We start from the raw sequence: 25556 nt of genomic DNA, 5'->3' as shown, positions 1-25556 counted from the left end.
GGGGCGCCCGACGGCGCTCCTCTTCCATCGCTATGGCAATTGCCAGTTTTCTGGCGATCGTGATAACCACCTATCTCGGCCTGCTGGCCGTCACCTTCTTCATCGGCCGCGTTGTGCCGATTGACCCTGTACTGGCCATTGTTGGCGACCGTGCTCCCGCCCATGTGGTTGAGCGCGTGCGTCAGGAAATGGGCTTCAACCTGCCCTATTACCAGCAGTTCTTCCTTTATGTGAAAGGCGTCCTGCAAGGCGATTTCGGCACGTCCGTTCTGACCACCAATCCGGTCATGACCGATATTCGCCGCGTGTTCCCTGCGACGATGGAACTTGCAACCATCGGCACGATTATCGGTGCTTTGTTCGGCATTCCGCTTGGCGTTCTGGCAGCCGTCAAGCGCGGCAGCATCATTGACCAGATTGTGCGTGTGATTGGCCTTGTTGGTTATTCCGTACCAATCTTCTGGCTTGGCATGCTGGCCCTTCTGATCTTCTATGCACGCCTCGGCTGGACCTCCGGCCCCGGTCGCATCGACATTACATTTGAATATACATTCACGCCGATTACCGGCTTTTATGTGATTGATGCGATCATTCAACGCGACTGGGAAGCCCTGCGCAACATCGTCTCGCACCTTGTTTTGCCGTCGGCTCTGCTTGGCTATTTCTCTCTCGCTTATATCAGCCGCATGACACGTTCTTTCATGCTCAACGAACTTGAGCAGGAATATATCGTGGCGGCACGCGCAAAGGGCATTTCGGAAACCCGGATCATCTGGGGTCATGCACTTCGCAATGCGGCGGTGCCGCTTGTGACCGTGATTGCACTGTCCTACGCAGGTCTTCTTGAAGGCTCGGTTCTCACCGAGACGATCTTCTCATGGCCGGGTCTTGGTCTTTACATCACCAACTCCCTGCAAAATGCTGACATGAACGCCGTTCTCGGTGGCACAATCATCATCGGATCGGTCTTCATCGCGCTCAATCTTGTCTCCGATCTTCTTTATCGGCTTCTCGACCCAAGGACGCGCGCACGATGAGCCAAATGACACAAACATCCAATCTTTCGTGGCGCGACTGGCTGCTCTCGGAGCGCCCACAATCGCGTATGCAAGCGCGCCTCGGCCGCTCCTATATGATCTGGCGTCGCTTTATCGCCAACAAGCTGGCCGTCCTTGGCCTGCTAATCATCATCGCGCTGCTGCTGGTTGCAGCTTTCGCGAATGTGCTGGCACCGCATTCACCCTATACGGGTGATCTCGCCAATGCCCGCCTGCTCCCTCCGGGAACACCGGGTTACTGGCTCGGTACTGATGATCAGGGCCGCGATATTCTTTCGCGGCTAATTTACGGCTCGCGGCTGACACTCTATGTCGTGCTTCTCGTTGCTATCATCGCAGCGCCAATCGGTCTGCTGGTTGGAACGGTAGCCGGTTATGCTGGTGGCTGGGTCGATGCTGTTCTCATGCGCATTACCGACATTTTCCTTGCCTTCCCAAAGCTCATTCTGGCACTTGCCTTCGTCGCAGCCTTAGGACCGGGCATTGAAAACGCCATTATCGCCATCGCAATAACATCGTGGCCGCCTTATGCACGTATTGCGCGCGCTGAAACGCTGACCATTCGCAACTCGGATTACATATCTGCTGTGCGACTGATGGGGGCTTCACCATTTCGTATCGTTTTGCGCCATATCATGCCGCTCTGCACCTCGTCGCTGATCGTGCGTGTCACGCTCGATATGGCAGGCATAATTCTCACCGCCGCGGGTCTTGGCTTTCTTGGCCTCGGCGCTCAACCACCATTGCCTGAATGGGGTGCCATGATTGCTTCGGGCCGCCGCTTCATTCTTGATCAGTGGTGGGTGGCCGCCATGCCGGGTATTGCGATCCTCATCGTCAGCCTTGGTTTCAACTTCCTTGGTGATGGTCTGCGCGATGCGCTCGATCCGCGGGGTAACAACCAATGAAGCCCCTTCTGACAGTTGAAGACCTGCGCGTCACTTTCCCAACCCGAACGGGTGCTATTGAAGCCGTGCGCGGCGTCAGCTTTACGCTTGGCCGTGAGCGTCTCGGGATTGTGGGCGAATCCGGTTCAGGTAAATCCCAAACCGGACGCGCTATCATGGGGCTTACCCCTCAACATGCGCAAATCACCGCCAAAAAACTTGAGTTTGACGGTATCGACCTTCTCAACACATCTGCACGCGAACGCCGCTCCTTGCGTGGTGGACGCATCGCAATGGTGTTGCAGGATCCGAAATATTCGCTCAATCCTGTGATGACCATCGGCAAGCAGATTGCTGAAACACTCAAAGCCCATGGCAAATTTTCGAGGGCGGAAATCCGCTCCCGTTCAATGGCCATGCTTGAAGCCGTGCAGATCCGCGATCCTGAACGCGTGATGAAACTCTATCCGCACGAGGTTTCGGGCGGCATGGGGCAGCGCGTCATGATCGCCATGATGCTGGTTGCAGAACCGGAAATGCTGATTGCTGATGAACCGACATCAGCGCTCGATGTGACGGTGCAGCTTGAAGTGCTTGGCATTCTCGACAAGCTGGTTGCAGAGCGTGGGATGGGGCTGATCTTTGTCAGTCACGATCTGCGCCTTGTCTCATCCTTCTGCGACCGCGTGATCGTGATGTATGCAGGCAAGATCGTTGAGGAAATCGCTGCGAGCGATCTTGCCAATGCAAAGCATCCCTATACACAAGGACTACTCAACTGCATGCCGACACTTGGAACAGACCGTCATCCGCTTCCCACATTGCAGCGTGAGGAGGCATGGCGTCTATGAGCACCACTCCAGCACTTCGTGTTGATAAGATCGACGTGTTCTTTGATGAATTCCACGCGCTGAAATCGGTGAGTATCGATGTGGCGCGCGGAGAATCCTACGGCTTGGTGGGCGAATCCGGCTCCGGTAAATCCACACTTCTGCGTGCTGTGGCCGGGCTTGCCCCTGTTGACGACGGTGAAATCCGTATTGATGGAAAGCCGCTCAGAACACCGCGCGACAAGGCATTTTATCGCAATGTCCAGATGGTGTTTCAGGACCCTTACGGCTCACTGCATCCACGCCAGACGGTCGACCGCCTGTTGCTTGAGCCGCTTGCCGTGCATGGCATTGGTGATGCCGAAAAGCGTATCGTGCGCGCGCTTGATGAAGTGGGCTTGGGCTCTGGATTCCGCTTCCGCTATCCGCACCAGCTTTCGGGCGGTCAGCGGCAGCGTATCGCGATTGCACGCGCACTCATCATCGAGCCGAGCATTCTGCTTCTTGATGAGCCAACCTCCGCACTTGATGCATCGGTGCAGGCCGAAGTGCTTAACCTGCTCGAACAGGTGCGCCGCGACCGTAAACTGACCTTTGTTATGGTCAGTCATGATCTTGGCGTTGTCACCCATATGTGTGAACGGCTTGCCGTGATGCGCAACGGTGAAGTGGTCGAGCAGCTTGAAGCTGGCGATCTGGTCAACGGTAATATCCATGCCGATTACACAAAGAACCTGATGACAGCCAGCGAAGGCTTCCGGCGTTAAGGAATAAGGTGACAGAAAAAGCCCCTGCTGCAAGGCTCTTGCAAGTCAGAGGCAACGTCTGCCAATTTGGCGACAAAAACGGTCGCCAAATCCTGCAATAGAGCATTTCCTACTTTGATTGAATGATAGGAAATGCTCCATTCTTCAAATGTGCTGTGAATTTCATCGACAGCAATATTGCGATCACAATAATCATATTGAAATAGAACCTGTCATCGGGCAGAGGAAAATAAACAAACTTTCCCAATACTCCGATGGTCATAGCAAACAAGATACCATGAAAACGGGGAAACGCCGCTCTGACCTCAGCTTTGTAAGTGGCCGCCCAAGCAACCAACATCACAACCAGCATCGCCAACCAGGTCTCGCTGTAAAGCGCGAATATCACGCCGCGAATATAGGCTTTTACGAGCAATAACGGCGAAAAATCCGGGTGAAATCCAACCATATTTTTCTGTTGTTCGATACAACTGAAATAGAGGTGCGCCCACCAACCGGGATGCTCGGCAGCATGTGAAATCATCGCACCCGCAACGGCTGAAGCAACAAAAGCAACAAGCAGAGGGAGTTTGCGCCAACCGAACATCACAGAAGCAATCAACAGAGCGAAGATCATGATGATATTATCGGGCCGGATGGTAAACGACAGCAGCAAAAGAATTGCGGCAACCCAATCCCGTTCTCGCATAAATGCAAATATCGCCGCCAAAGAAATAGCCGCCATAACGACATCGGGAAACACCGCTGCACTCATTGGCCCATAGCCTGCGATGAGAAGCGCGGGACCGATGAACAGCCCAGCTTCAAAGGCATTATAACGCCAGAGCATCAAGAGGATTACGAAGCCCAATGCAAGCGCCGCTGCAAGGCTGATCAAGTGTCCACCACGGACCAATCCAGTAAAAGGCTCAATCCACCGCAGCAATTGGACATAGCCTGCTTTAACGCGGTACATGACGAGTTGAGACTTAAAAAATTCAGGGTTTTCCCATTGAGCTCGACGCCAACCATCACTTGACCTCAACTGGCTAAGCTGATCCGATGACGCCGCCGCTTCAATCTGACGCCATGTTTCGGCATGAAGCGCAGTCGCATCGGGATATCGATCCTCAAGCGCAGTCGCAACATATGGGATCATGTCCCAATTATTGTCGGGCTTTTCAACTGAATAGATCACGACAACAGCCATAGCAATTATAACGGATAATATGCCGGCTATTCGAAGCAACTGTCGGGATGCATAATCTGATAGGCACTTTGAACCAAGCGAGAGAATCCTGTCGATTATTGGTTTATCAGTATGCACTTGATACAGTCCCCTTAGCGTAGCGTAGCATCGTCCCTTAGCTCAAGCTTATTCCATATTCTTCGCACATACGTCATCTAATAATCAGCTGCTCCACCAACTAATTCATCCAAAGCCAACTTATCGAGAGACGATGCGAAATTATTGACGCGTTGGATTAGAACCATTGATGTTGAATAACTGTCTCATCTGACATGCAGAGCTTTAAATTTCTTCGCTTTTTTCGATAGAGTCTTGCTGTCTGTGGGCAACCGGTCTGACTTGGGGTTTAAACGTTGCGGGCTGCATTTTCGGCCCGCATGCATCGGGGTTAATCTGCCGCTGCCACAAGTCCCACAACGATGAAATTATCAATATCAATAATGCGGCGGCAGGAATAAGCCGCGGAAATGCCCATTCGATCTTAAGATGATTAAAACACTTTAATTCGTTTAAGCATCAATCAACACCCCAGATCATAATATAAGTAAAAACTAATATTACGATCCACCAGAACGCCCATTTCTGATTGTTAGCTTTGTTAATATTAAATCAAACAACAGGTATAACTTGACACTTAATTTCCCTATACCGTATCGCTGTATTTAACAGCGGGGGCATTGATGCAGAACACAGTTGCGAACGTAATTTTGACATCGCGCGACACAATCCAAAACCATATTGAATTGGGCAATGTGACCGGCTCAAAGCTGAAAACTTTCAAAGCACCGCAAAGAAGGAACCGCAGCCGCACCGCGCAAAGGACAGAAAACTGCACCCTTTCTCAGCACTTTGATGGCCGATACATCGACGAACACAGCGGCTTCGATCGCCAGTTGACCCGCCAAGCCTCACGGCACACGCGAGGCGCGATGCCGATGCAGGGCGCTTATCTCATGTATTCGCACATGCGTTCATTCTGATAGGAAAGCTATCAACTTTATCCTCATAGATAAGCGCAGTTTTGCCTGCGCTCTACATGATTTGATTTAAAACCCGATATGAGAGGACTCGAGCATGAATGCTCATGGAACATCGAAATTCAGAGGCTACGCACGCACGTTGGCAGCACGCTGCATTCCGAATGGAGTCTTGAATCGAAGTGCTGCCTTGCGCGGGACGCGTTTTCTCGCCCATGCCGCCAGCCTCGCCAAGTCCGGTAAACAGCGCCCCTTTCAGATGGTCAATGTGGGCGCTTGTGACGGTGTTCTCTTTGACGATGTGACGCCTTGGCTTCACCGGATTCCCCGTTCCAAAGCAGTTCTAGTCGAACCTGTGCCATATAACTTGATCAGACTGCGCAAAAACTATCCCGATACGGAACGGTTTAAAATTGAGCCCATAGCGATTACTCGGGAGCCGGGCACGATCACTGTTAAGACCTTCGATGCCAAAGCGCTAGAAGAAGGCGCATTACCCATAGAGTTTATAGGTTGTTCTTCTGTCACAGACACGAATCTGATGTCTGGCAAGAATGTATGGGGGCCGGACGATCCGAATTTCCATAAATTTGAACCTTACTTAAAGGAAATTGTTGTTCCGTCCGACACATTACAGGCTGTTCTGGACCGCAATAACGTTGAATATATCGATGCATTCTTAGTCGACTGCGAAGGAGCGGACTGGATTGTTTTCGACCAGCTTGACCTGCAACGCTATCGTCCCGGCATGATCAAGGTGGAAGTTGGAGCTCTATCTCCAACGGACATTGGTAATGTTATCGTAAAACTGAAGGCTGCGGGCTACGACGTAGGTATATATTGCGAAGACGTTTGGGCGTTCAGCTAACGGCGTCCAGCAAGCCAAGTGCGGTTAACGAGTACCCTGATCGCGAGAGGCAATTTTTATCTTACCCAATCGGAGGCATAATCTGACCAGAGTAAAACAAGGGTCAATAAATTTATGCTTGAAGTATAAAATGTTAGAGCGCCGATCTGATTTAATCAGATCGGAACGCGTTCTAATGCCAGTGGCGGCATTTTGACGTTTTGCCAATACCGGGATTGAAGCTGTTGGTAGGATCAAGTGAGCGATAAAAATCCTTGAGGGCGGGTTTTGCATCGTAAAGATGCCCGACATTATGCTCTGCTGGATATTCCGCGCCACGCGCATCAAGAAGCGCACAGATTTCATGCTCCAACGCCGCGCAGTCCGTCCCCTTTTTGACAAGATACTCCTGATGCATCACTTGGCAGAAGAAATGGCCTACATAGATTTTGAGCGCAATTTGCTTATCGATTGGTGCCGGAAGAGTCTCGAACCAGTCAATCGTATCACGTGGTAGCGCAACGTCGAGAGCAACAATATCTTCAACAGTCCGCCGGTGAACAGCACGATAGCGCACAACGGCACTGCCCACGGTAAAGCGGTTGAGGAAAGCGGCACTCCCTTCTCTATCGCCACACTCGATGAAATTACCGCTGGCGCTCGGAAATACGGATGCAAGATACTCACGCATCTCCGTGATACAAGCATCCCCTGCCCGGATCATCAGGTGGTGAGGATAACGGTTGCGATAATCCACAAGACGGGCTGGCATATGCTCTGGTAAGAAACGACTGAAAAACTGAAGCAGATTGTCCGAAACTGACTTGCCGAGACCCAGCTTCTCCGTCACGCCGTCAAACCAGCTTTTGGCTTTAAAAGCGCGCTGAACGTTCAGCGTTCCAAAAGTTCGAATGAAAAGAAACAGGTCCTTACCCCATATTTGCGCAGCGCGAAATGCATCCGAATGCATGTATTCCCCCGCGATAGGCAGGTTTTGAAAATTGGCAAGGACATGACGGCGGATTGTCTGAAGTTCAGCCGGATCGTTGGTACCGATGTAGAATACTTTTTCTTCGCTGGCGGTCGCGAAAGTATCAAGACGTAGCGCGAAGACCCCGATTTTTCCGGCAGAGCCCGATGCTTCATAATGTCGGCGCGGATCCGCGTTGAAGCGGGCGGGAGTTTTTGCGGAGATATCGCGCACATGCTCTTTATATTCAATATCCGAGGCCTGCGCGCCTTGAGGGAAGTCGATATCCTGTTCGGTATAGTCTCCGGCATCAAGCCGAGCGAGCATCTGTTCAGGATTATCTCCGAGACGAATTCCGAGATGATTAACAAGATGCAGTTTCCCTTCGGCATCGACCTGCGCGAAAAGAGCCAGTTGCGTATAAGCCGGGCCACGCTGCACCAGCGACCCGCCGGAATTGTTGCAGATACCACCAGTAACAGAGGCACCAATACAGCTTGAGCCGATGACAGAGTGCGGTTCGCGACCGAGTGGCTTAAGTCGCCTTTCGAGCTGATCAAGCGTCGCGCCAGGCATGCTGAGAATCTGCCTGCCGTGATCTATCAGGTCAATTCTCGTATTGCGAAGGGTGGAGACAATGACAATCGGGCGATCATAACCATCACCGAACGGCGTAGAGCCGCCGGTCAGCCCGGTATTGGCTGCCTGAAAGATGATTGCAACATCGGCAGCCACGCAAGCTTCGAGAACCCGCCATTGCTCAACGAGCGTACCCGGCTCAACCGCAGCCAAAACCTGACCATCGCCATAGCGATAACCCTTGCGAAAGCGGCGTGTGGAAGTGTCGCCAATATGAAGATAGCGGCGGCCAACGATTTCCTGCAGTTTTTGGATCAGGGTTGCGGTCATGGCACTCCAGCCTCGTAAAAACAATTCATAAAGCCTGCTCCGGATCCGGGGCAGGCTGTTTTGGGTTCTGGTTATACGGCTTAGCGCGCCATCAGCCCCGGCAATGTCATACTAATTGCCGGCACAAAGGATACGACCATCAGACACGCAATAATCACCAAAACGAAGACAATCAGTGGCCTGAGCATAGCCGTCACCGAGCATCCTGCGATCTGTGCGGCAGCGAACAGATTGACGCCCAGTGGCGGTGTGATCATGCCGAGAGCCAGATTGATGACCATCACAGTTCCAAAATGAACTGGCTCGATGCCGACCCGAACTACAGCTTCTTGCAAGATCGGAGCGAGAACGATGATACTTGCGCCTGTTTCGATGAACATACCGACGGTAAAGAGCATTGCGTTGATTGCCAACATCAACGATACCGGTCCATCGAACGTACTGGTAAGCCAAAGCGCTGCAGCATCAGGAACGCCCTGTCTGTTCAGCAGATACCCCATCAGCGTTGCAACACCAATAATAAACATAATTACAGCAGAGGTGATAACGGTCTTGCGGAAGGCGTTAACAACATCCCTGAACGTCATTTCACGGTGCAGAAAAAGACCGACCAGCAAGGCATAGACAACGGCAACAACACTGGCTTCGGTTGGCGTGGTGATGCCACCATAAATACCACCCATGATGAAAATTGGCATAAGAAGCGCCCAGACCGCGCGGCGCATCGCAACCAGACGTGGCTGACGACCTTCTCCATCACGCTTGCCCCAACCCTTCATGCGGCACCAGATGATTGCTGTTAGAAGCAATGCGCCAGCGATCATCAAACCGGGCAATACGCCAGCGAGAAAAAGCTCCGGGATCGAGGTCTGCGTTGCAACACCATAAAGGATCATGGGTATGGATGGTGGGAAGATCACACCAAGTTCCGCAGATGCAGCCATAAGGGCCGCAGCGAAACCCACCGGATATCCATAGTTGCGCATAGCGGGAATAAGAACAGCGCCAACTGCAAATGTCGTGGCAACACTTGAGCCGGAAATTGCGGAGAACAGCATGCACGTCAGGACGCAGGTTGCCGCAAGTCCCCCCTGAATCTGCCCGACAAAAGAACGGGCGAATTCGACCAACCGGCTCGAAAGCCCACCCACTTCCATAAGATTACCGGCAAGAATAAAAAATGGAATGGCGGCAAGTGGAAACTTGTCCAGTGCGATGAATATCTGCTGGGGTATGATGATCGATGGCAGGCTGGTAAAGCCAATAAGCCCGATCATTGATGCAAGGCCCACAGAAATAGCGACGGGTACCGAGATGGCAAACAACACCATCATGGCAGTAATCATTGCAGCGGTCATTCTGCTCTCTCCCTGCCCAGATCTATGAAATGGACAATTGCCCCGAGTGCTGCAAACACTGATCCAACCGGAATCGCCGCATAGCCCCATGCAATGGAAATATCGAGACCCGCCATTTCCTGAAACCGGACGCGCTGGGCCATTGCAAGGCCGAACCAGAACAGCGTTGCGAACATGATCATGCAGGAGACCAGCGTCGTTGCTTCAATGCTACGACGAAGCAATCCTGATGTGTTTTCCCGCGCCAGATCAATCGCAATGAACGCACCTTTACGAAGCGCTGTAGAAATTCCCAGAAGAACCATCCAAACCAAAGAAAGCCGCGTTAACGCTTCAGACCAGGTAGACGGTGAATGAAAAACAAACCGCCCCATCACCTGCCAGAAGCTTGATACGACAGCTATCGCAAGCGCGATGGAGGCGGCAACAGCCACCGCTGCTGCCAGAGCCCCGTCGATTTGACGGATGAACCTGGACACTGCACTCATTTGGCTTTCCAGTCACGAATGCGCTGCAGAAACTCGGCGCCAAACTGATCTTCGAAGCCTTTGTTCGCGCTCGCCATGGCATCGCGATAAGCGTCACGATCTTCAATCGCAATAACTTCGATACCACGCTTGCGCAATGTTTCGATACCAGTTGTATCGTCTTGCTCAACGCGCGCGCGATTGGCAGCAGTGGCCGCAACGCCAGCCTCATCAACAGCCTTTTTCTGTTCTTCTGTCAGGCTTGCAATAAAGTCTGGATTGCAGACAAAAATGCCGGGCGAGTATACGTGCCGGGTGAGGTACAGATGTTTCTGCATCATATCAAGATTGTTTGACAGAATAACCGGGATCGGATTTTCCTGTCCATCAATTGTGCCCTGCTGCAGTGCCGAAGGCAGCTCAGAAAAGGCCATTGGTGTCGGCAGCACACCGGCAGCCTGCCAGGCTTGCATATGGATCTGGTTTTCCATAGTACGAATCTTCATGCCGCGCAGATCTTTAGGCGAATTCACCTGCTTGGTGCCCGTTGTAAGATTACGGAAGCCATTTTCCGTCCAGGCAAGACCGTAAAGTCCACGCGCTGGAAACAGAGCGAGCAATTCCTGACCAACGTCCGAATCCAGAACACCACGCGCATGTGCGTAGTCATTAAACAAAAACGGAATGTCGATCACGCGGGTCTCGGGAACGAAATTACCCAGAGGCCCAGCCGAACCGATAGCGCATTCCTGTGAACCAAGCTGCACGCTCTCGATGGCTTCCCGTTCGTTGTCCAAACGCTGGATCACAACATTCAACGTCCCATTGGAGCGTTCCTCGGCTACTTTTTTAAAGGCAAGCGCCCCTTCGCCAAAATGGCTGTCGATGGGTGACGAATGCGTGATGGTCAATACGGTCTGAGCCGTCGCGGTGAGCGTGGTTCCGGCCAGCAGCAGGCTGGCCAGGACCGCTGTTTTTACTTTAGTTCGAAGTGTCATATGGTTCCTCCTCCATATCGAATAATCGCCGCAGGGAAATGAATATAGAGAGGACGCTAAAGCGCCCCCTCCGGCAGCAGAGCTGCGGGAAAATTCTGGTAGCTAACCGGGCGAAGAAAGCGCCGAATAGACATCGTGCCCACACTGGTCGCCCCGAAATTTGTCGAAGCGGGGTATGGTCCCCCATGCACCATTGAATCAACCACTTCAACCCCCGTTGGAAAGCCGTTGACGAGAACACGACCAGCCTTGCGCTCCAGCACAGGCAGAAGCGCTTTTGCTGCATGGATATCCGCATCGTCCATGTGGATTGTTGTCGTCAACTGGCCTTCGAAATTTCGCGCCAGTTTGTGCATGTCTTCAAGTGACTTCACCCGGACAACAAGGCCAAGCGGTCCAAAGACTTCTTCGGCTAACGCATGATTTTCAAGAAAACGTTCTGCGGTCGTCTCGTAGAGGTTGGGGGTTACTTCCCGCCCTTCCGACACAGTCTCATAAACGACATCAACAGCATCATTATTCTGGAAACGCGTCTGGCCATCGCGATAGGCACTTGCGATGCCGCCGGTCAGCATGAGCTGTGATCCTACGCTGGAAAGCCCCTCTTTGGCTGCGGCTACAAATCCATCAGCATCCGGGCCATCGAGCACCACGGCAATGCCGGGATTGGTACAGAACTGGCCGGCGCCCATCACAAGAGAGCCTGCCCAGCCGAAACCAATTGCCTCTGCGCGTACTTTGAGTGCTTCAGGCAGAATGAACATCGGATTGACGCTGCCCAATTCACCGAAGAACGGAATAGGTTCAGCACGTTGCGCACAGAGATCAAACAATGCCCGTCCACCCGCCAGCGAACCGGTGAACCCCACCGCCTTGATCAATGGATGCGTGACCAGCGCACTGCCGACATGACGATTGCCACCCTGTACCAGACTGAATACGCCGGGATTGACGCCCGTCTTGCGGATGGCTGCGAAAATGGCCTCAGCGATGATTTCACCTGTGCCGGGATGAGCGGAATGCCCCTTCACGACAACAGGGCAACCGGCTGCAAGTGCCGCTGCCGTATCACCACCAGCTGTTGAAAAGGCCAGCGGGAAGTTGGACGCTCCAAAGACTGCGACAGGACCGATGGGGCGCTGTATCAACCAAATATCAGGACGCGGCGCGGGCAGACGATCCGGCAAAGCAGCATCATGGCGCTTGTCGAGATATTCACCCTTCTCAATATGGTCGGCGAAAAGCCTCAACTGCCCACAGGTGCGTCCACGCTCACCCTGAAGACGGGCTGCGGGCAGACCAGTCTCCTGAGTGCCAATCTGGGTAATGGCTTCGCCACGTGTTTCGACCTCATCCGCGATGGCGCGCAAAAAAGCCGCGCGCTCCGAGATTGTGGAATAACCGTAAGACCAAAACGCATCTTCCGCTGCTTCAACAGCACGATTTACCAGTTCGACCGTTCCCAGCGAAAACGCATAGGCTTCACCCGAAACAGGCTCATTTTTGAAAGTTTCGTCGGTAGAAACCCACTCACCAGCAATGAGATGTTTGCCATGCGGTTTAAAAGTCATGTTTTTCTCCTACAGATACACTCTCACAGCGCTTGTTGCAGCATTGCGCGGTAATCTTCTGACGATGCGTCGCGCGGATTGGTGCGATGGCTGTGATCGGCGAGTGCTCCGATTACGACCCGATCAAACAGGTCTTCGGTGACACCGATCTGCGACAAACGGGAGGGCAAACCAATAGCTTGGGTCATTGTTTCGATTGCAGCGCCAATATCTGCGCCAGCTTCAAGGCCCATAGCATCTGCAAGACGCGCATATTTGTTCTCGTCGATCGCCGTCTGCGCGCTGCGATTGAACTCAAGAACTGCCGGCATGAAGATTGCGTTCAGCGTGCCGTGATGAAGCTTTGGATTGATACCGCCCAATGAATGGCTGAGGCTGTGAACACAACCCAGACCTTTTTGGAAAGCCATCGCGCCCATCGTCGCGACGATTGCCATATTTGCGCGTGCATCTCGGTTGTTCGGCTCTTCGACCGCGCGGCGGATGTTGGCCCAGCCCCTGCGCAAACCCTCAAGTGCAATTCCATCGGCCGGCGGATTAAATGAAGGTGCAAGAAAGGTTTCGATGCAATGTGAAAGGGCATCCATACCTGTCGCTGCTGTCAGCATCGGTGGAAGGCTGAGTGTGAGTTCAGGGTCGACAATTGCTGCCTTGGGAATGAGATAGGGTGAAAGCAGCCCAACCTTGCGTCCATCATCCAGAATAATGATTGCGGCGCGACCGACTTCACTGCCCGTTCCCGCGGTCGTCGGCACTGCAATCATCGGAAATGTCTTGGCGGCGATTTTTTCCATACCGCCTTCAATAACTGCATAGGTCTTCAGAGGACCGCCATGCGCCGCCAAAACAGCGACAGCTTTTGCCAGATCCAGTGCAGATCCACCACCGATCGCAATGATGCCATCACCATTTGCTTCACGGAAGAGTTCCGTGGCCTTTATGGCGGCGGCTTCGTTCGGATTACCAGGGGTTTCATCATAGACAGCCGCCGGTGTAACACCCGTTGCAGCTTCTATCCGCTCGAGCATACCCAGTGCGCGCACACCTTTGTCAGTTACAATAACCGGACGGTTAATACCCGCAAGCGCCAGCTCCGATTTCAGCGTTGCGATCTCACCGAAACCGAATTGAACACGGGTCACATAGTTGATTAGGCTCATGCGCCTCTCCCTTTGTATTCCAAAATGGCAATCCGGTCACGAATTGGAATATCGACGCGATGGATGCTTTTCTGGAGAGGCAAAATACTGGTGACATTAATGCTGTAAATCCGCTATTTCATGATACTGGTATAACAAAAAGGAAACTTACTATCGATGCCGCGTTCCTATGCCAAGCCGATATTACGGCTGTCTCTCCGTCAGATGCTGTTGATTTCGGCCATCGATGACAACGGATCGCTGAAACGTGCTGCGGAATTAATCGGCATGAGCCAACCGCGCGCAACAAAGGCATTACGGGAGGCGGAGGAGCTTTTAAGCCGTAAACTTTTCAATCGCACCAATCGCGGACTGACACCGACAGCCGCAGGGGATTGTATGATTCGGCATGCTAAGACGATGCTGTCCCAACTGACAGTTATGGAACAGGAGGTTCAGAGCGCGTCCGATATCGAGTGGGGCAGACTGCGGATCGGGACGATCATGGGCGCGGTGCCCTACATTACAGAAACGATCAGCAATTATCTACGGCAATACCCGCGCACCTCAATAGAGATTCTTGAAGACACGAGTGTCGAGCTGCTGCGTCAGCTTGATCGCGGCTTGCTTGACCTTGTCATCGGTCGCAGTTCGGTAAGCGCGACACCGCAACTTTATAATGTGACGGCTTTTCACGACGAACTGCTGGCTGTCGTCGCAAATCCATCACACCCGCTGGTCGGTCGAAAGCGTGTCAAATTAAAGGATCTCGTTGATTCACGTTGGATTGTTTACACCGCATCAATGCCCATGCGTTTGTCGTTAGAGCAGGAGTTCAGGCAATCGGGACTAACCATTCCCACAGCCTTGTTGGAAACTCGCTCAGCTCTTACAACCATGTCGCTGATGCAGTCCGACATAAATACTGTAGCTTTGCTTTCGAGCGATGTCGCAGCCTTTTTCGTCAATTTTGGCATGGCCTGTATCTTGCCCATGCATCTGCGATCCAAAAGCGAGCCTTATGAAGTCATAACACGCCAATCAACTGAGCTTGGGATTCCTGTTCTTCGATTCATCGATGAATTGGTGGCGGGAACCATTATGAGAAGCAGCGCCGGCGAGGTTGATGCCCAGTTAGAGCACGCTCCGATCTAGAAGGTCATAACGACTGCTTTGTCAGCCAATCCAATCCCGCAGTTCAATTTCGGCGCGCTCCAATGCGCTGTAATTCAAAAGCTTCCGAAGCAGAGCGACTGTTACCGCGCGTGAGCGCAGGTTAAAACGCCCCTCCTCCGGCTCGCCCTTTTCCTGATAGACGCCGAGTTTTTCGTAGAGTTGCTGTAATCTATTCTGCACACTTCTGAGCGACAGGTTACGCCGACGCGCAATAACGCGGTCGGTCAGACCAAGCGCGATGTCGATCAGAATTTCATATTCGCTTTCACTGAACCCGCTGGTGTGGCCGAGGCTTTTTTGTTGCAAACCACGCACTTCGCGGTCGATCACGCATTGCGCTTCAACAAAAATACTGCGCAGCGCCAGCCGCAACTTATCGTCGGACGCTGATTTCAGCACATAGCCATAAGCAGCACCTTCCGGCACGATGCGCGAGACACCGCGCACATAGGCTTCATCGGCATAATTTGACCAGAACAAGATGCGGGTTTCCGGATTTTCTTTCCAGATGGTGCGTGCGGCTTCAATACCATTGCGCCCGCTCATTTGCAGGTCCATCACAATATGCGCCGATCGATGCATACGTGCGAGCTTCTCGCCACTTGAACCATTATCCGCTTCCAAAACATCACTGCATTCCGGCAATGCTGCACGGATCGCCTCCCCCAAATAGGTGCGATGCAACGGATCATCCTCCACGATCAGAACCTGCATCTTACCCTCCCTTTGTTTCATGCATTTCCGGCGGCAGATGGATGGTCACGCAAGTGCCACTGCCTTCCGAGTTTTTCCTGATGGCAAAGCTCGCTGAGATGAGCCGTGCTCTTGTGCGCATATTATCAATGCCATGGCCGATACGCTGGGCCTGACGGTCCATACCAATGCCGTCATCCATCACTTCCACCAAAAGCCTGCCACCCTTATCGCGCAGGCGAACACGGATTTCTCCGGCAAGAGCATGCCGGATCGCATTGTTGATGGCTTCCTGCACAATGCGGAAAAGCGAAGTCGCGACCGTCTCTTCAAGACTGTCAGTCATGCCCTCGCTCTGGTCTTCGAGAAACCAATCAATGGCAGCGCCGCTTTCGCGGATAGAGCGATCAAGATGATTTTCCGTTGCCTGCGCAAAACCAAACAATTGCAGCACCGAAGGTTTGGCTTCTTCGATAATCTGCCGCAAGTCCTGCATACAATGCTGCAAGCCACGAAACAGCGGTTCAAGCTGTTCGCCCGAAAGGTCGGGCGCACGCGTCAACCGCTCGACATGACGGGCGAGACGCGTGAGGTCAGCCAGCGTCTGATCGTGCAAATCCATTCCAATACGATGCCGCTCAATCTCCAGTGCCTCCGTGAGCTTGAGTGCACCAAAACGCAAGCCCTCTTCGCGCGCCCGTGCTTCCGTCTCAACGATGGCTGAGCGTTTGGCCTGTTCGGCGGCACGGATAGCAAAGAAATAGGGCGCCAGAAGATCAGCAATCGATTGCGCGTTTTCCACATCACGCATTGAATAGCTGCCCGTCTGCAAACTGGAACAACTAAGCGCACCAATAATATTGCCCTGTGCTTTCAGCGGCACATGCAGACGACCTTTCAGGTCGTGGTCGATGATTGGCGTCGAAAATGCTCCCTCAAAATGAAACCGCGGATCGGTGCGGGCATCATCGGTCAGCAGATATTCCACTTCACCGGACAACACTGTCCGAATAGGGCTTCCCGATAGAAGTGCGGGCGGATTGCGGCTCCACGCCGTTTCAATCCCGCTCTCATAGGCAATGTGAAACTTGCCATCGATCATCTTGATACAGACATCGAGATGATCATAGGGCAGGATGTGATTGATCTCGGCGGCAACCGCCTGAATGATGGAATCGAAATCGAGTTGCCCCGCTAACAATCTGGAAATATTCAGGTAGCGGTCCAGCAGGCGCGCAGGCGCGAGTTCCAGCAAGCGACTCTCCTCCCAAAGACAGGTTGCTTTGTACGTATAATACGCCGCTTTTCTACCGGCACGTCTTGCGGGTTCCCGCAATTTTGCTGCGCGAACCCGCAGCATGGTTGCTTCGATCAGCCTTCACAGCGCAGCGCATTTATTTCATCCTCGCTTCACCAGAAAATTGCCCGCAAGACAATAGGAAATGTCACGGGAGAGTTGGTGTCGTTGAGGAGCGGCGGTGCGGGAGGTTTCGCACCACATTCAAATTCGAACGATCCGAAGCGCTCATAAGCGTTGCGGAGCGTATATTTGCAACTGGGAGGAATGAAATGAAGCTTGGGAAAACTCTTTTGGCATCCGCCGCACTCGCCCTATTGATGACGAGCGGTAGCGCATTCGCTGACACATCATCGAAAAAGATCGCTTTCTCCAACAATTATGCTGGCAACTCATGGCGTCAGGCGATGCTACAGAGCTGGGACAAGGTGACGAAGGAAGCCGTCAGCGCTGGCACAGTTTCGGCAGCCGATGCTTTCACCACCGCTGAAAATCAAGCGACGGAACAGGCCGCGCAGATCCAGAATATGATCCTGCAAGGCTATGATGCGATCGTTATCAACGCCGCGTCGCCAACCGCTCTGAATGGTGCCGTCAAGGAAGCCTGTGATGCAGGCATCACCGTCGTTTCGTTCGACGGCATCGTAACCGAGCCTTGCGCATGGCGCATTGCGGTCGATTTCAAGAAGATGGGCGAAGGTCAGGTCGACTATCTGGCAAAACGCCTGCCGGAAGGTGGCAATCTGCTTGAAATTCGTGGCCTTGCTGGCGTCTCCGTTGATGATGAGCTGCATGCCGGCATTCAGGAAGGTGTGAAGAAGCATCCGAATTTCAAGATTGTCGGTTCGGTCCATGGCGACTGGGCGGCTGATGTTGCGCAGCGTGCGGTCGCAGGCGTTCTGCCAAGCCTGCCAAAGATCGACGCCGTGGTCACGCAGGGCGGTGACGGCTATGGCGCAGCACAAGCCTTTGCCGCGGCAAAGCGCGAAACGCCGATCATCATCATGGGCAACCGCGAAGACGAACTGCAGTGGTGGAAGCAGCAGAAAGACGCAAACGGCTATGAAACCATGTCGGTTTCGATTGCGCCGGGCGTTTCAACGCTTGCTTTCTGGGTTGCACAGCAGATTCTTGACGGCAAGGAAGTCAAGAAAGACCTCGTTGTTCCATTCCTAAGCGTCAGCCAGGAAACTCTCGATAAGGAGCTTGCCAACACCCAAAAGGGTGGCGTTGCGAATGTCGAATATTCGCTTGAAGACGCGCAGAAGGTCATCGCGGAAGCGAAATAACCTCATCACCTTATCTCCCAGGGGGTGGGCGTGTCTCACGCCTACCCCTCCCTCATCTCCAATACAGTTCGAGTGCATGGCAAATTCAATCGACAAAAGCGAGGTCGTCGTCGCACGCAATATCCGCGTGCAGTTCGGTGCGGTAAAGGCACTCGATGGCGCCGAACTTGTGATCCATAAAGGCGAATGTATCGGACTTGTCGGCCATAATGGTGCTGGCAAATCCACGATCGTCAATGTCATCAATGGTGGCCTTAGCCCACATGAAGGCAGCCTCACCTATCACGGCGAAGCGGGTCATGGCGTGGCGACTGCACGTAAGCATGGCGTGCGCTGCGTCTTTCAGGAGCTGTCGCTCTTCCCCAATCTGACAATTGCCGAAAATGTCCGCATCATGCAGCGCGACCTTGCGGGTGCCAACTGGCGCGGCAAGGCTGTTGATCTCATAGCAAACAAGCTCAGCGAGATTTTTCCCGGCCACAAGATCGATTGCTCCGCGACCGTTGATGAGTTGTCCATTGCCGAACGCCAGATGGTTGAAATCGCCATCAACTTCACTGCACCCGGCACAGCGCCAAAACTCGTCATTCTTGATGAACCAACCTCTTCACTTGATGCAGGCATTGCCGCGCAGCTGATGGCCTATGTCCGTCGCTTTGTCGGCACGGGTGGATCGGTGATCCTCATTTCGCATATGCTTGGAGAAATCCTCTCAACCTCCGACCGCATCGTTGTGATGAAGGACGGCAAGGTTGTCGCCAATCGCGCCGCAAGCGATTTCACCAATCGCAGCCTTGTCGAAGCGATGGGAAGCGTCGAACGCGAAAAGGCGGCGCGCCGCACAGCAAAAGCGGACATGCCAGGCACCGTCGTTCTCTCTGCAAAAAAGCGCGCCAATGACAGCAAGCCGTTTCAGGCTTTCAAAGGTGAGGTGATCGGCCTTGCCGGGCTTGCCGGTCATGGCCAGACAAAAATGCTGCTTGATCTTTATTATGCCCGCCGACCAAACTGGTTGCCTGCGCGCAATTGCGAAATCGCTTTCGTGGCGGGTGATCGCAGCCTTAATGGCACGTTTCCACTCTGGAGCATTCTGCACAATCTCACCATCGGTTCGCTTGATCGCCTTTCATCGCTGAAGCTTGTCGATCAGAGCCGCGAAGATCAGCTTGGCGCACAATGGAAAGACAAGATTCAAATCCGCACGCCGGATATGGGCAATCGCATCCTGTCGCTTTCCGGCGGCAATCAGCAAAAAGTGCTGTTTGCCCGTGCGCTTGCCACCACTGCCGATGCCATTCTGATGGACGATCCCATGCGTGGCGTGGATGTCGGCACCAAGCAGGAAGTCTATGAAATCCTGCGCCATGAAGCTGAAAATGGCCGTACCTTTGTCTGGTATTCCACCGAAATGGACGAGATCGAATTGTGCGATCGTGTCTATGTCTTCCGCGACGGTGCAATCGTGACAGAACTCGTCGGCGACGAAATCACGGAAAAGAACGTGCTTGCTGCATCTTTTGAGGGAGGACACGAATAATGCGCCTCTCGGCCTCATCCCTTCGCCTGCTGACGCCGGTTTTCTCGCTCGCTTTGCTGCTGGCTGCTGTTTTCTACATGCAGCCGCGTGCCATGAGCTATACCGGCCTCAACCTGCTGTTTAATCTCGCGGTGCCGATTGCACTCGCAACAATTGCGCAGATGCTCATCATGGCGGTCAATGATCTTGACCTCTCGATGGGAACCTTCGTGAGCTTTGTGGTCTGCGTGGCTGCGACCTATCTCAACACGGATCCCATCATCGGCGTTCTGATCCTTGCCGCAGCGATTGCCGCCTATGCGGCCCTCGGTGCCATCATCCATCTGCGCAATCTGCCTTCCATCGTCGTCACACTCGGAATGTCGTTCGTCTGGGGTGGTCTTGCAGTTCTGCTGCTGCCCTCACCCGGCGGCCAGGCCCCGGACTGGGCGCGCTGGATCATGACCACAAAACCGCCATTTATACCCATGGCGATTGTCGCAAGCATTCTGATTGCCGTTATCACGCATTTCATCGTTATGCGCACGACCTTTGGCGTGCTGATGCGTGGTGCTGGCGGCAATGGACGTTCCATTGAGCGCGCTGGCTGGTCGATCACCGCAATCCGCGCCGGAACCTATGCGCTTGCAGCCTTTTTTGCGGTGCTTGCCGGTATCGCACTTGTGGGACTTACCACTTCGGCAGATGCCAATATTGCGCTGCGCTATACGCTGCTTTCCATCGCCGGTGTCATTCTGGGCGGCGGCGAATTTGTCGGTGGACGCATTTCACCGATTGGCGCTGTCATTGGTGCGCTGACGCTCACGCTCGCAGGTTCATTCCTCTCTTTCATGCGCATTTCGCCCGACTGGCAGATTGGTGCGCAAGGCGGAATCCTCATCCTCGTGCTTGCACTTCGCCTCTTCCTCAACCGCCTCGATCGTAAGGGGAATAAGCAATGAGCGCTGTCTCCGTTCTTACAAGCCGCCCATGGATCTGGTCATTCATCGCAACCATCGCGGTCTGGATCATCACCGTCTTGTTTACCGGTGGTGCGGGTGCCGGAGGATTGTCACATGCAGCCTTCACCTTCGCATCCTTTTCGGTGATTGTCGGCCTCGGGCAGATGTTCGTGATCACGCTCGGACCCGGCAATATCGATCTCTCGGTTCCTGCCACCATGACCCTTGCTGCAACATTGGCTTTGAAGCTGATGGACTCGCAGGACAGCATGATCCTGGCGGGACTTGCAGTCGCACTGCTGATCGGTCTTGGCATTGGCATCTGCAATTATGCGCTGATCAAGCTGCTGCGTATTCCGCCGATTATCGCAACCCTGTCGATGAGCTTCCTCATCCAGTCGACCGCTATCTGGAGCAATCGCGGCCTGCGCGTAAAGCCGCCTGAAGTGTTGGCTCAGTTCACCACGTCTTCCGTTTTTGGCATTCCCAATGTCGCAATCGTGGCGCTGCTTCTGTCGGTCTTAGGCTGGGTGCTTCTCAAGAAAAGCATTTATGGTCGCTGGATTTCGGCCATCGGGCAAAACCCGTTTGCCGCACGTATGGCAGGCGTTCCGGTCGATGGAACACGCTTCGTCACCTATTTACTTTGCGCGGTTCTGGCTTCGCTTTGCGGCTTCCTGCTTGCCTGTTTTTCTGGCGGTGCCGCACTCAATATGGGTGCTGAATATCTCCTGATGTCGATTGCAGTGGTCATCATCGGTGGCACGGCCGTCGCCGGCGGCGATTCCAACATCCCCGGCATTTGGGGTGCCGCACTTTTCATGTTCCTCATCGTCTCGATGCTCAACACCTATGGCTTCGGTGCCGGTGTTCGTCTGGTCCTGACAGGGCTCACCATCATTGCGGTGATTTTCCTTGCCAGCAGCCGCAGACCAGAGCGTTAAACAACATTCCCCGGAGTTATTTCCTTGTCCCAAAATCATTCGATTTACGAAATTCACGACGAACGCTTTAAGAATCTGATCGTATCAAGCGCGGATCTTGATGAACTTTACAGCGATTGTCGCTGGGCCGAAGGTCCGGTCTGGTTTGGCGATCTGAATTGCCTGCTCTGGAGCGATATTCCTAACCAGCGTATTCTGCGCTGGGTGCCTGAGGGCGGCGTTTCTGTTTTCCGCCAGCCTTCGAACTTTGCCAATGGCAATACGCGCGACCGCGAGGGACGGCTGGTTTCATGCGAACATGGCGGACGCCGTGTCACCCGCACAGAACTGGACGGCAGCATCACCGTGCTTGCGGACAGCTATCAGGGTAAGAAGCTCAACGCACCCAATGACGTCATCGTACGTTCTGACGGCACAGTGTGGTTTACCGATCCGACCTACGGCATTATGGCGGATTATGAAGGCTATAAAGCTGATCCCGAACAGCCAACTCGCAATGTCTATCGGCTTGATCCGAAAAGCGGTGCGTTAACGGCGGTTATCACGGATTTCGTACAGCCAAACGGCCTCGCCTTTTCGCCCGATGAAACGAAACTTTTTGTCGCCGACAGCGCCTATAGCCACGACGAAAAGGCACCGCGTCATATCCGGGTGTTCGATGTCGTAGACGAAGGTAAGCGCGTGACCGGTGGCAAGGTTTTCTGCACGATTGATAATGGTCTGCCGGATGGTTTCCGCTTCGACACGGACGGCAACCTGTGGACCAGTGCAGGCGACGGTGTGCATTGCTTCTCAGCAGAAGGCAAGCTTCTTGGCAAGATCAAGACGCCGCAGACAGTTGCCAATCTCACCTTTGGTGGCCCTCGCCGTAATCGGCTTTTTATTACCGCGACGAAGTCACTCTATGCGGTCTATCTGACCGTCACGGGCGCACAGCATCCATAAAGATCAAAATTTATGGCCTTCTTGCCTATGCTTTTAAACATATATCGCGCTTTTGGCTTTTCGAGTGCATTTTAATCTCTTTGAAGCATAATTTCATCGCTCCTTGATCGCATTCACAAGCCGAAAGCAACGGACCGGCCAGCGTTTTGAATGAACGTTGGCCTTTTCATCTACGCCTGCCAGCCCCTTTTCATTCTGGACCAACGTTGCGGGCAAACGCTCGCGACATCACAACACATATGAATGCAATGCCCTCGACAAGGGCAAACAAGGCATTATACTATTGTATAAACGTTTTGATTTCGATTTTTTACGTAAGTGCCGCGAACAAACAATGGCCATATGCAAATCAACAACAAGAATATAGAAGGTGAGACACGTATAAAGCGCGTCTGATCGTCTAACCTTCGACAACCCTGCAGCGCACGCGCATGACGCGGGTTGTTTCCAGTTTCAGACGCTCCAGTCTGCAATGTCGCATTGGCTTGCAGATGTAGTCGGGAAAATAAAAAAGGAAAATCCATTGAGTTCATCAGACGATCAACCGCTTGTGAAGCGTTTCAAACGACTTTCTGACATTTTGCAGGCAGAGCAACGAAAGCTTCTCAAAGAAGCTGCGGAGTGTGACGACCTGCCGAATAAAAACATCCTTCGACAGATCGCCGAGCTTGAACTGAATATCGCCGCCGTCGAGAACAATCTGGCAGACCTGCAAGTGAAATGAGGAGCGAACATACGGTCATCAGGGCACGATGAGCGAGGCGCCTCTCGGGCGCATCGTGTCTTAGGAGCTGAAAGACCACAACGGCCGAGCCGTTTATCAAAAATTGTTGATCTCTCGGCCCTCATAGACCAATCCAATAACGATAAAGCCCTGACGTTACGCCACAAGATCAATCCCGGCTTTATTCGTACTTCAATGGCGATTGTGCGCAGCAAATCGATAAGTTGCATGCGCTCGCCATGATACGGCTCCTACGAGGCGAAACCTCACGACGCGCAAAGACATTAGAATATTATTCTATTTTTGGTGTGCAATTATTTTATTTATTGCTTGTTGAGGATTGTCTCCAATGGGATTAACAAGACTTATAAACCCCTATTGAAGACCTCTAGCGTCAAAGTGCAAAGCATGTCTCACCAGAAGAGCCCGATCATTTCTCTACAGCCTTCGCGGCGCCAGTTTCTCAGCATGTCGGCCAGTGCAGCTATCGCAACCGGTATGGGAATGACCGCTACGGGTTTGCTGTTGCCCTCACAGGCGCGCGCGCAGGACATGCAGCCGCGCAAGGGCGGCAATCTGGTAATCGCAATGCACTCGGCATCGAGTTCCGATCATCTTGATCCCGCATCCTACACAATGGCCTATATGTATACTGTCGGCTTCCAGCTCTTCAACACATTGCTGGAACTTGGCCCCGACGGAAAACTTACGGCCGCTTTGGTGGAAAGCTGGGAACCAGCAAATGCAGATGCCAGCAAGTGGATATTCCGCCTTCGCAAAGGTGTGACATTCCATAACGGCAAAGAACTCACTGCAAAGGACGTGGTTTATTCGCTCAATCATCACCGGGGAGACGACACCAAATCAGGTGGCAAGGGTGTGTTGCTCGCCGTAACCGATATTGTTGCTTCGGACACGCATGAAGTGACCGTCACGCTGAATGCAGGCAATGTCGATTTTCCGGCTGCTTTCGTCGATTATCACCTTGGCATCGGACCGGATGGCGAAGACTTCGATAAAGGCATTGGCACTGGCGCATTTATTCTGGAAGATTTCCAGCCCGGTATCCGCGCGTTGACGCGCCGCAATCCGAATTACTGGCACCCGGACCGTGCAAATGTCGATTCCGTTGAAACCATCGCAATGGACGATACGACTGCACGTATGGCGGCGCTGATGAGTGGTCAGGCACATATTATCAATGCGGTCGAACCACGCATGGTCAGTCATCTGAGCGCGCGTCCGGACATTCAGATTTTACGCACGCCCGAAAATTCGATGTATTGCTTTCCGATGCGCACGGATTCCGAGCTTCTGAAAAACAATGATCTGCGGCTTGCGCTCAAATATGCGATTGACCGCGAAGAACTGCAGAAAAGCCTGCTCGTCGGAACGGGTGCGGTCGGCAACGATCATCCGATCCCATCATGGAACGCCTTGTATGCAAAGGATATTCCGCAACGCGCTTATGATCCTGAAAAAGCAGCGTTCCATCTGAAAAAATCAGGTTTCTCTGGTTCTATCCCACTTAGCGTTTCAGACAACGGCTTTACCGGTTCGGCAGATGCAGCCCAGCTTTATCAGGCATCTGCGGCTAAAGCCGGCATTACCATTGATGTCGAGCGCGTACCATCGGATGGCTATTGGGATGAAGTCTGGCTGAAAAAGCCGTTTGTGGCATCCAACTGGTCGGTGCGCCCAACCGCCGATGCAATGCTTTCAATGCTGCTGCAAAGCGGTGCTCCGTGGAATGAAACAGGCTGGAGCAATGAGACATTCGACAAACTGCTTGCTGCATCCCGTATTGAACTTGACGAAGCCAAGCGCAAACAAATTTATCACGACATGCAAGTGCTGATCGTGGACGATGGTGGCGAGCTGATCCCTGTGTTCACCGACAATCTTGCGGCAGCCAGCGGCAAAGTGAAGGGCTATGTATCCGTTCCCGGTGGTGGTGACATGAGCGGCTATCGACTGGCCGAAAAAATTTGGCTTGAAGAATAA

General features: G+C 53.1%; 23 protein-coding genes. 14 read left to right on the top strand and 9 right to left on the bottom strand.

Annotation, left to right across the window (positions count from 1 at the left end; translation table 11 throughout):
• Positions 1-32: 32 nt before the first annotated feature.
• Genes ABE527_RS15355 through ABE527_RS15340 form a run of 4 tightly spaced genes read left to right on the top strand, consistent with a single transcriptional unit; the run spans position 33 to position 3542 of the window.
• Positions 33-1037, top strand: coding sequence for an ABC transporter permease (locus ABE527_RS15355; protein WP_265986004.1), 1005 nt, complete (start codon positions 33-35; stop codon positions 1035-1037).
• Positions 1034-1966, top strand: coding sequence for a nickel transporter permease (gene nikC, locus ABE527_RS15350; protein WP_499697448.1), 933 nt, complete (start codon positions 1034-1036; stop codon positions 1964-1966). The genes ABE527_RS15355 and nikC overlap by 4 nt, the downstream gene beginning before the upstream one ends.
• On the top strand, positions 1963-2796 hold the full coding sequence (locus ABE527_RS15345; protein WP_265985875.1) for an ABC transporter ATP-binding protein: 834 nt from the start codon (positions 1963-1965) through the stop codon (positions 2794-2796). Before nikC ends, ABE527_RS15345 begins: the two co-directional genes overlap by 4 nt.
• Positions 2793-3542 (top strand): ABC transporter ATP-binding protein, encoded by a 750-nt coding sequence (locus tag ABE527_RS15340; RefSeq protein WP_265985876.1) that lies wholly within the window; start codon positions 2793-2795, stop codon positions 3540-3542. The genes ABE527_RS15345 and ABE527_RS15340 overlap by 4 nt, the downstream gene beginning before the upstream one ends.
• A gap of 109 nt (positions 3543-3651) precedes the next feature.
• Here ABE527_RS15340 and ABE527_RS15335 read toward each other — a convergent pair whose 3' ends face one another.
• Positions 3652-4848, bottom strand: coding sequence for a hypothetical protein (locus ABE527_RS15335; RefSeq protein WP_499697447.1), 1197 nt, complete (start codon positions 4846-4848; stop codon positions 3652-3654).
• A gap of 602 nt (positions 4849-5450) precedes the next feature.
• Between ABE527_RS15335 and ABE527_RS15330 the strand changes: the two genes are divergently transcribed.
• Together ABE527_RS15330 and ABE527_RS15325 are read left to right on the top strand one after the other, a co-directional pair.
• Positions 5451-5750 carry a hypothetical protein gene (locus ABE527_RS15330; protein WP_499697446.1) on the top strand — a complete coding sequence of 100 codons (300 nt, stop codon included), beginning with the start codon at positions 5451-5453 and terminating at the stop codon, positions 5748-5750.
• A 94-nt stretch (positions 5751-5844) separates the two neighbouring features.
• Positions 5845-6615: an FkbM family methyltransferase gene (locus ABE527_RS15325; RefSeq protein ID WP_499697445.1), complete on the top strand. Its 771-nt coding sequence runs from the start codon at positions 5845-5847 to the stop codon at positions 6613-6615.
• A gap of 172 nt (positions 6616-6787) precedes the next feature.
• On the opposite strand, the gene dld is transcribed toward ABE527_RS15325, so the two are convergent.
• The 6 genes from dld to gbd all read right to left on the bottom strand — a co-directional run bounded on the left by dld (position 6788) and on the right by gbd (position 14027).
• A complete protein-coding gene (gene dld / locus ABE527_RS15320) occupies positions 6788-8473 on the bottom strand; it encodes a D-lactate dehydrogenase (protein WP_499697444.1) in 1686 nt (561 codons plus the stop codon).
• A gap of 80 nt (positions 8474-8553) precedes the next feature.
• Entirely contained in the window at positions 8554-9831 is a 1278-nt protein-coding gene (locus ABE527_RS15315; protein ID WP_499697443.1) for a TRAP transporter large permease, read from the bottom strand.
• Positions 9828-10319 carry a TRAP transporter small permease gene (locus tag ABE527_RS15310; RefSeq protein ID WP_499697442.1) on the bottom strand — a complete coding sequence of 164 codons (492 nt, stop codon included), beginning with the start codon at positions 10317-10319 and terminating at the stop codon, positions 9828-9830. Before ABE527_RS15310 ends, ABE527_RS15315 begins: the two co-directional genes overlap by 4 nt.
• Positions 10316-11296: a TRAP transporter substrate-binding protein DctP gene (gene dctP / locus ABE527_RS15305; protein ID WP_499697441.1), complete on the bottom strand. Its 981-nt coding sequence runs from the start codon at positions 11294-11296 to the stop codon at positions 10316-10318. The genes ABE527_RS15310 and dctP overlap by 4 nt, the downstream gene beginning before the upstream one ends.
• Before the next feature lie 56 nt (positions 11297-11352).
• Positions 11353-12867 (bottom strand): aldehyde dehydrogenase (NADP(+)), encoded by a 1515-nt coding sequence (locus tag ABE527_RS15300; protein WP_499697440.1) that lies wholly within the window; start codon positions 12865-12867, stop codon positions 11353-11355.
• 23 nt (positions 12868-12890) lie between these two features.
• Entirely contained in the window at positions 12891-14027 is a 1137-nt protein-coding gene (gene gbd, locus ABE527_RS15295) for a 4-hydroxybutyrate dehydrogenase (protein WP_499697439.1), read from the bottom strand.
• A 204-nt stretch (positions 14028-14231) separates the two neighbouring features.
• Between gbd and ABE527_RS15290 the strand changes: the two genes are divergently transcribed.
• Positions 14232-15161 carry a LysR family transcriptional regulator gene (locus ABE527_RS15290; protein WP_499697438.1) on the top strand — a complete coding sequence of 310 codons (930 nt, stop codon included), beginning with the start codon at positions 14232-14234 and terminating at the stop codon, positions 15159-15161.
• A 21-nt stretch (positions 15162-15182) separates the two neighbouring features.
• Here ABE527_RS15290 and ABE527_RS15285 read toward each other — a convergent pair whose 3' ends face one another.
• Both ABE527_RS15285 and ABE527_RS15280 read right to left on the bottom strand, forming a co-directional pair.
• Entirely contained in the window at positions 15183-15896 is a 714-nt protein-coding gene (locus ABE527_RS15285; RefSeq protein ID WP_499697437.1) for a response regulator, read from the bottom strand.
• Position 15897: 1 nt separating this feature from the next.
• Positions 15898-17130, bottom strand: a complete 1233-nt coding sequence (locus ABE527_RS15280) for a GAF domain-containing sensor histidine kinase (RefSeq protein ID WP_499697436.1) — start codon at positions 17128-17130, stop codon at positions 15898-15900.
• Between the two features lie 314 nt (positions 17131-17444).
• Between ABE527_RS15280 and ABE527_RS15275 the strand changes: the two genes are divergently transcribed.
• The 7 genes from ABE527_RS15275 (at position 17445) to ABE527_RS15245 (ending at position 25556) form a co-directional block, all read left to right on the top strand.
• On the top strand, positions 17445-18461 hold the full coding sequence (locus tag ABE527_RS15275) for an ABC transporter substrate-binding protein (RefSeq protein ID WP_265985162.1): 1017 nt from the start codon (positions 17445-17447) through the stop codon (positions 18459-18461).
• Between the two features lie 76 nt (positions 18462-18537).
• Positions 18538-19998, top strand: a complete 1461-nt coding sequence (locus tag ABE527_RS15270) for an ATP-binding cassette domain-containing protein (protein WP_499697435.1) — start codon at positions 18538-18540, stop codon at positions 19996-19998.
• The gene (locus tag ABE527_RS15265) at positions 19998-20939 is read left to right on the top strand and encodes an ABC transporter permease (RefSeq protein ID WP_499697434.1); all 942 of its coding nucleotides are present in this window, start codon (positions 19998-20000) and stop codon (positions 20937-20939) included. Before ABE527_RS15270 ends, ABE527_RS15265 begins: the two co-directional genes overlap by 1 nt.
• Positions 20936-21883: an ABC transporter permease gene (locus ABE527_RS15260; protein WP_499697433.1), complete on the top strand. Its 948-nt coding sequence runs from the start codon at positions 20936-20938 to the stop codon at positions 21881-21883. Before ABE527_RS15265 ends, ABE527_RS15260 begins: the two co-directional genes overlap by 4 nt.
• 24 nt (positions 21884-21907) lie before the next feature.
• The gene (locus tag ABE527_RS15255; RefSeq protein WP_499697432.1) at positions 21908-22828 is read left to right on the top strand and encodes an SMP-30/gluconolactonase/LRE family protein; all 921 of its coding nucleotides are present in this window, start codon (positions 21908-21910) and stop codon (positions 22826-22828) included.
• Positions 22829-23351: 523 nt separating this feature from the next.
• On the top strand, positions 23352-23552 hold the full coding sequence (locus tag ABE527_RS15250) for a hypothetical protein (protein ID WP_499697431.1): 201 nt from the start codon (positions 23352-23354) through the stop codon (positions 23550-23552).
• A 408-nt stretch (positions 23553-23960) separates the two neighbouring features.
• Positions 23961-25556, top strand: coding sequence for an ABC transporter substrate-binding protein (locus tag ABE527_RS15245; RefSeq protein WP_265985152.1), 1596 nt, complete (start codon positions 23961-23963; stop codon positions 25554-25556).

Source organism: Brucella sp. TWI432 (assembly GCF_039674445.1).
GTDB lineage: Bacteria > Pseudomonadota > Alphaproteobacteria > Rhizobiales > Rhizobiaceae > Brucella > Brucella chromiisoli.
The sequence above is the reverse complement of the archived record's forward strand: the minus strand, read 5'-3'. Positions and strand labels throughout refer to the sequence as shown.

Bases quoted from the DNA above. Each gene is read 5' to 3' on its own strand.
- ABE527_RS15260 (WP_499697433.1), top strand. From the start codon at position 20,936: ATGAGCGCTGTCTCCGTTCTTACAAGCCGCCCATGGATCTGGTCATTC.
- dld (WP_499697444.1), bottom strand. From the start codon at position 8,473: ATGACCGCAACCCTGATCCAAAAACTGCAGGAAATCGTTGGCCGCCGC.
- ABE527_RS15330 (WP_499697446.1), top strand. From the start codon at position 5,451: ATGCAGAACACAGTTGCGAACGTAATTTTGACATCGCGCGACACAATC.
- ABE527_RS15345 (WP_265985875.1), top strand. From the start codon at position 1,963: ATGAAGCCCCTTCTGACAGTTGAAGACCTGCGCGTCACTTTCCCAACC.
- ABE527_RS15300 (WP_499697440.1), bottom strand. From the start codon at position 12,867: ATGACTTTTAAACCGCATGGCAAACATCTCATTGCTGGTGAGTGGGTT.
- ABE527_RS15325 (WP_499697445.1), top strand. From the start codon at position 5,845: ATGAATGCTCATGGAACATCGAAATTCAGAGGCTACGCACGCACGTTG.
- gbd (WP_499697439.1), bottom strand. From the start codon at position 14,027: ATGAGCCTAATCAACTATGTGACCCGTGTTCAATTCGGTTTCGGTGAG.
- ABE527_RS15340 (WP_265985876.1), top strand. From the start codon at position 2,793: ATGAGCACCACTCCAGCACTTCGTGTTGATAAGATCGACGTGTTCTTT.
- ABE527_RS15355 (WP_265986004.1), top strand. From the start codon at position 33: ATGGCAATTGCCAGTTTTCTGGCGATCGTGATAACCACCTATCTCGGC.
- nikC (WP_499697448.1), top strand. From the start codon at position 1,034: ATGAGCCAAATGACACAAACATCCAATCTTTCGTGGCGCGACTGGCTG.
- ABE527_RS15315 (WP_499697443.1), bottom strand. From the start codon at position 9,831: ATGACCGCTGCAATGATTACTGCCATGATGGTGTTGTTTGCCATCTCG.
- ABE527_RS15245 (WP_265985152.1), top strand. From the start codon at position 23,961: ATGTCTCACCAGAAGAGCCCGATCATTTCTCTACAGCCTTCGCGGCGC.
- ABE527_RS15275 (WP_265985162.1), top strand. From the start codon at position 17,445: ATGAAGCTTGGGAAAACTCTTTTGGCATCCGCCGCACTCGCCCTATTG.
- ABE527_RS15265 (WP_499697434.1), top strand. From the start codon at position 19,998: ATGCGCCTCTCGGCCTCATCCCTTCGCCTGCTGACGCCGGTTTTCTCG.
- dctP (WP_499697441.1), bottom strand. From the start codon at position 11,296: ATGACACTTCGAACTAAAGTAAAAACAGCGGTCCTGGCCAGCCTGCTG.
- ABE527_RS15310 (WP_499697442.1), bottom strand. From the start codon at position 10,319: ATGAGTGCAGTGTCCAGGTTCATCCGTCAAATCGACGGGGCTCTGGCA.
- ABE527_RS15270 (WP_499697435.1), top strand. From the start codon at position 18,538: ATGGCAAATTCAATCGACAAAAGCGAGGTCGTCGTCGCACGCAATATC.
- ABE527_RS15285 (WP_499697437.1), bottom strand. From the start codon at position 15,896: ATGCAGGTTCTGATCGTGGAGGATGATCCGTTGCATCGCACCTATTTG.
- ABE527_RS15290 (WP_499697438.1), top strand. From the start codon at position 14,232: ATGCTGTTGATTTCGGCCATCGATGACAACGGATCGCTGAAACGTGCT.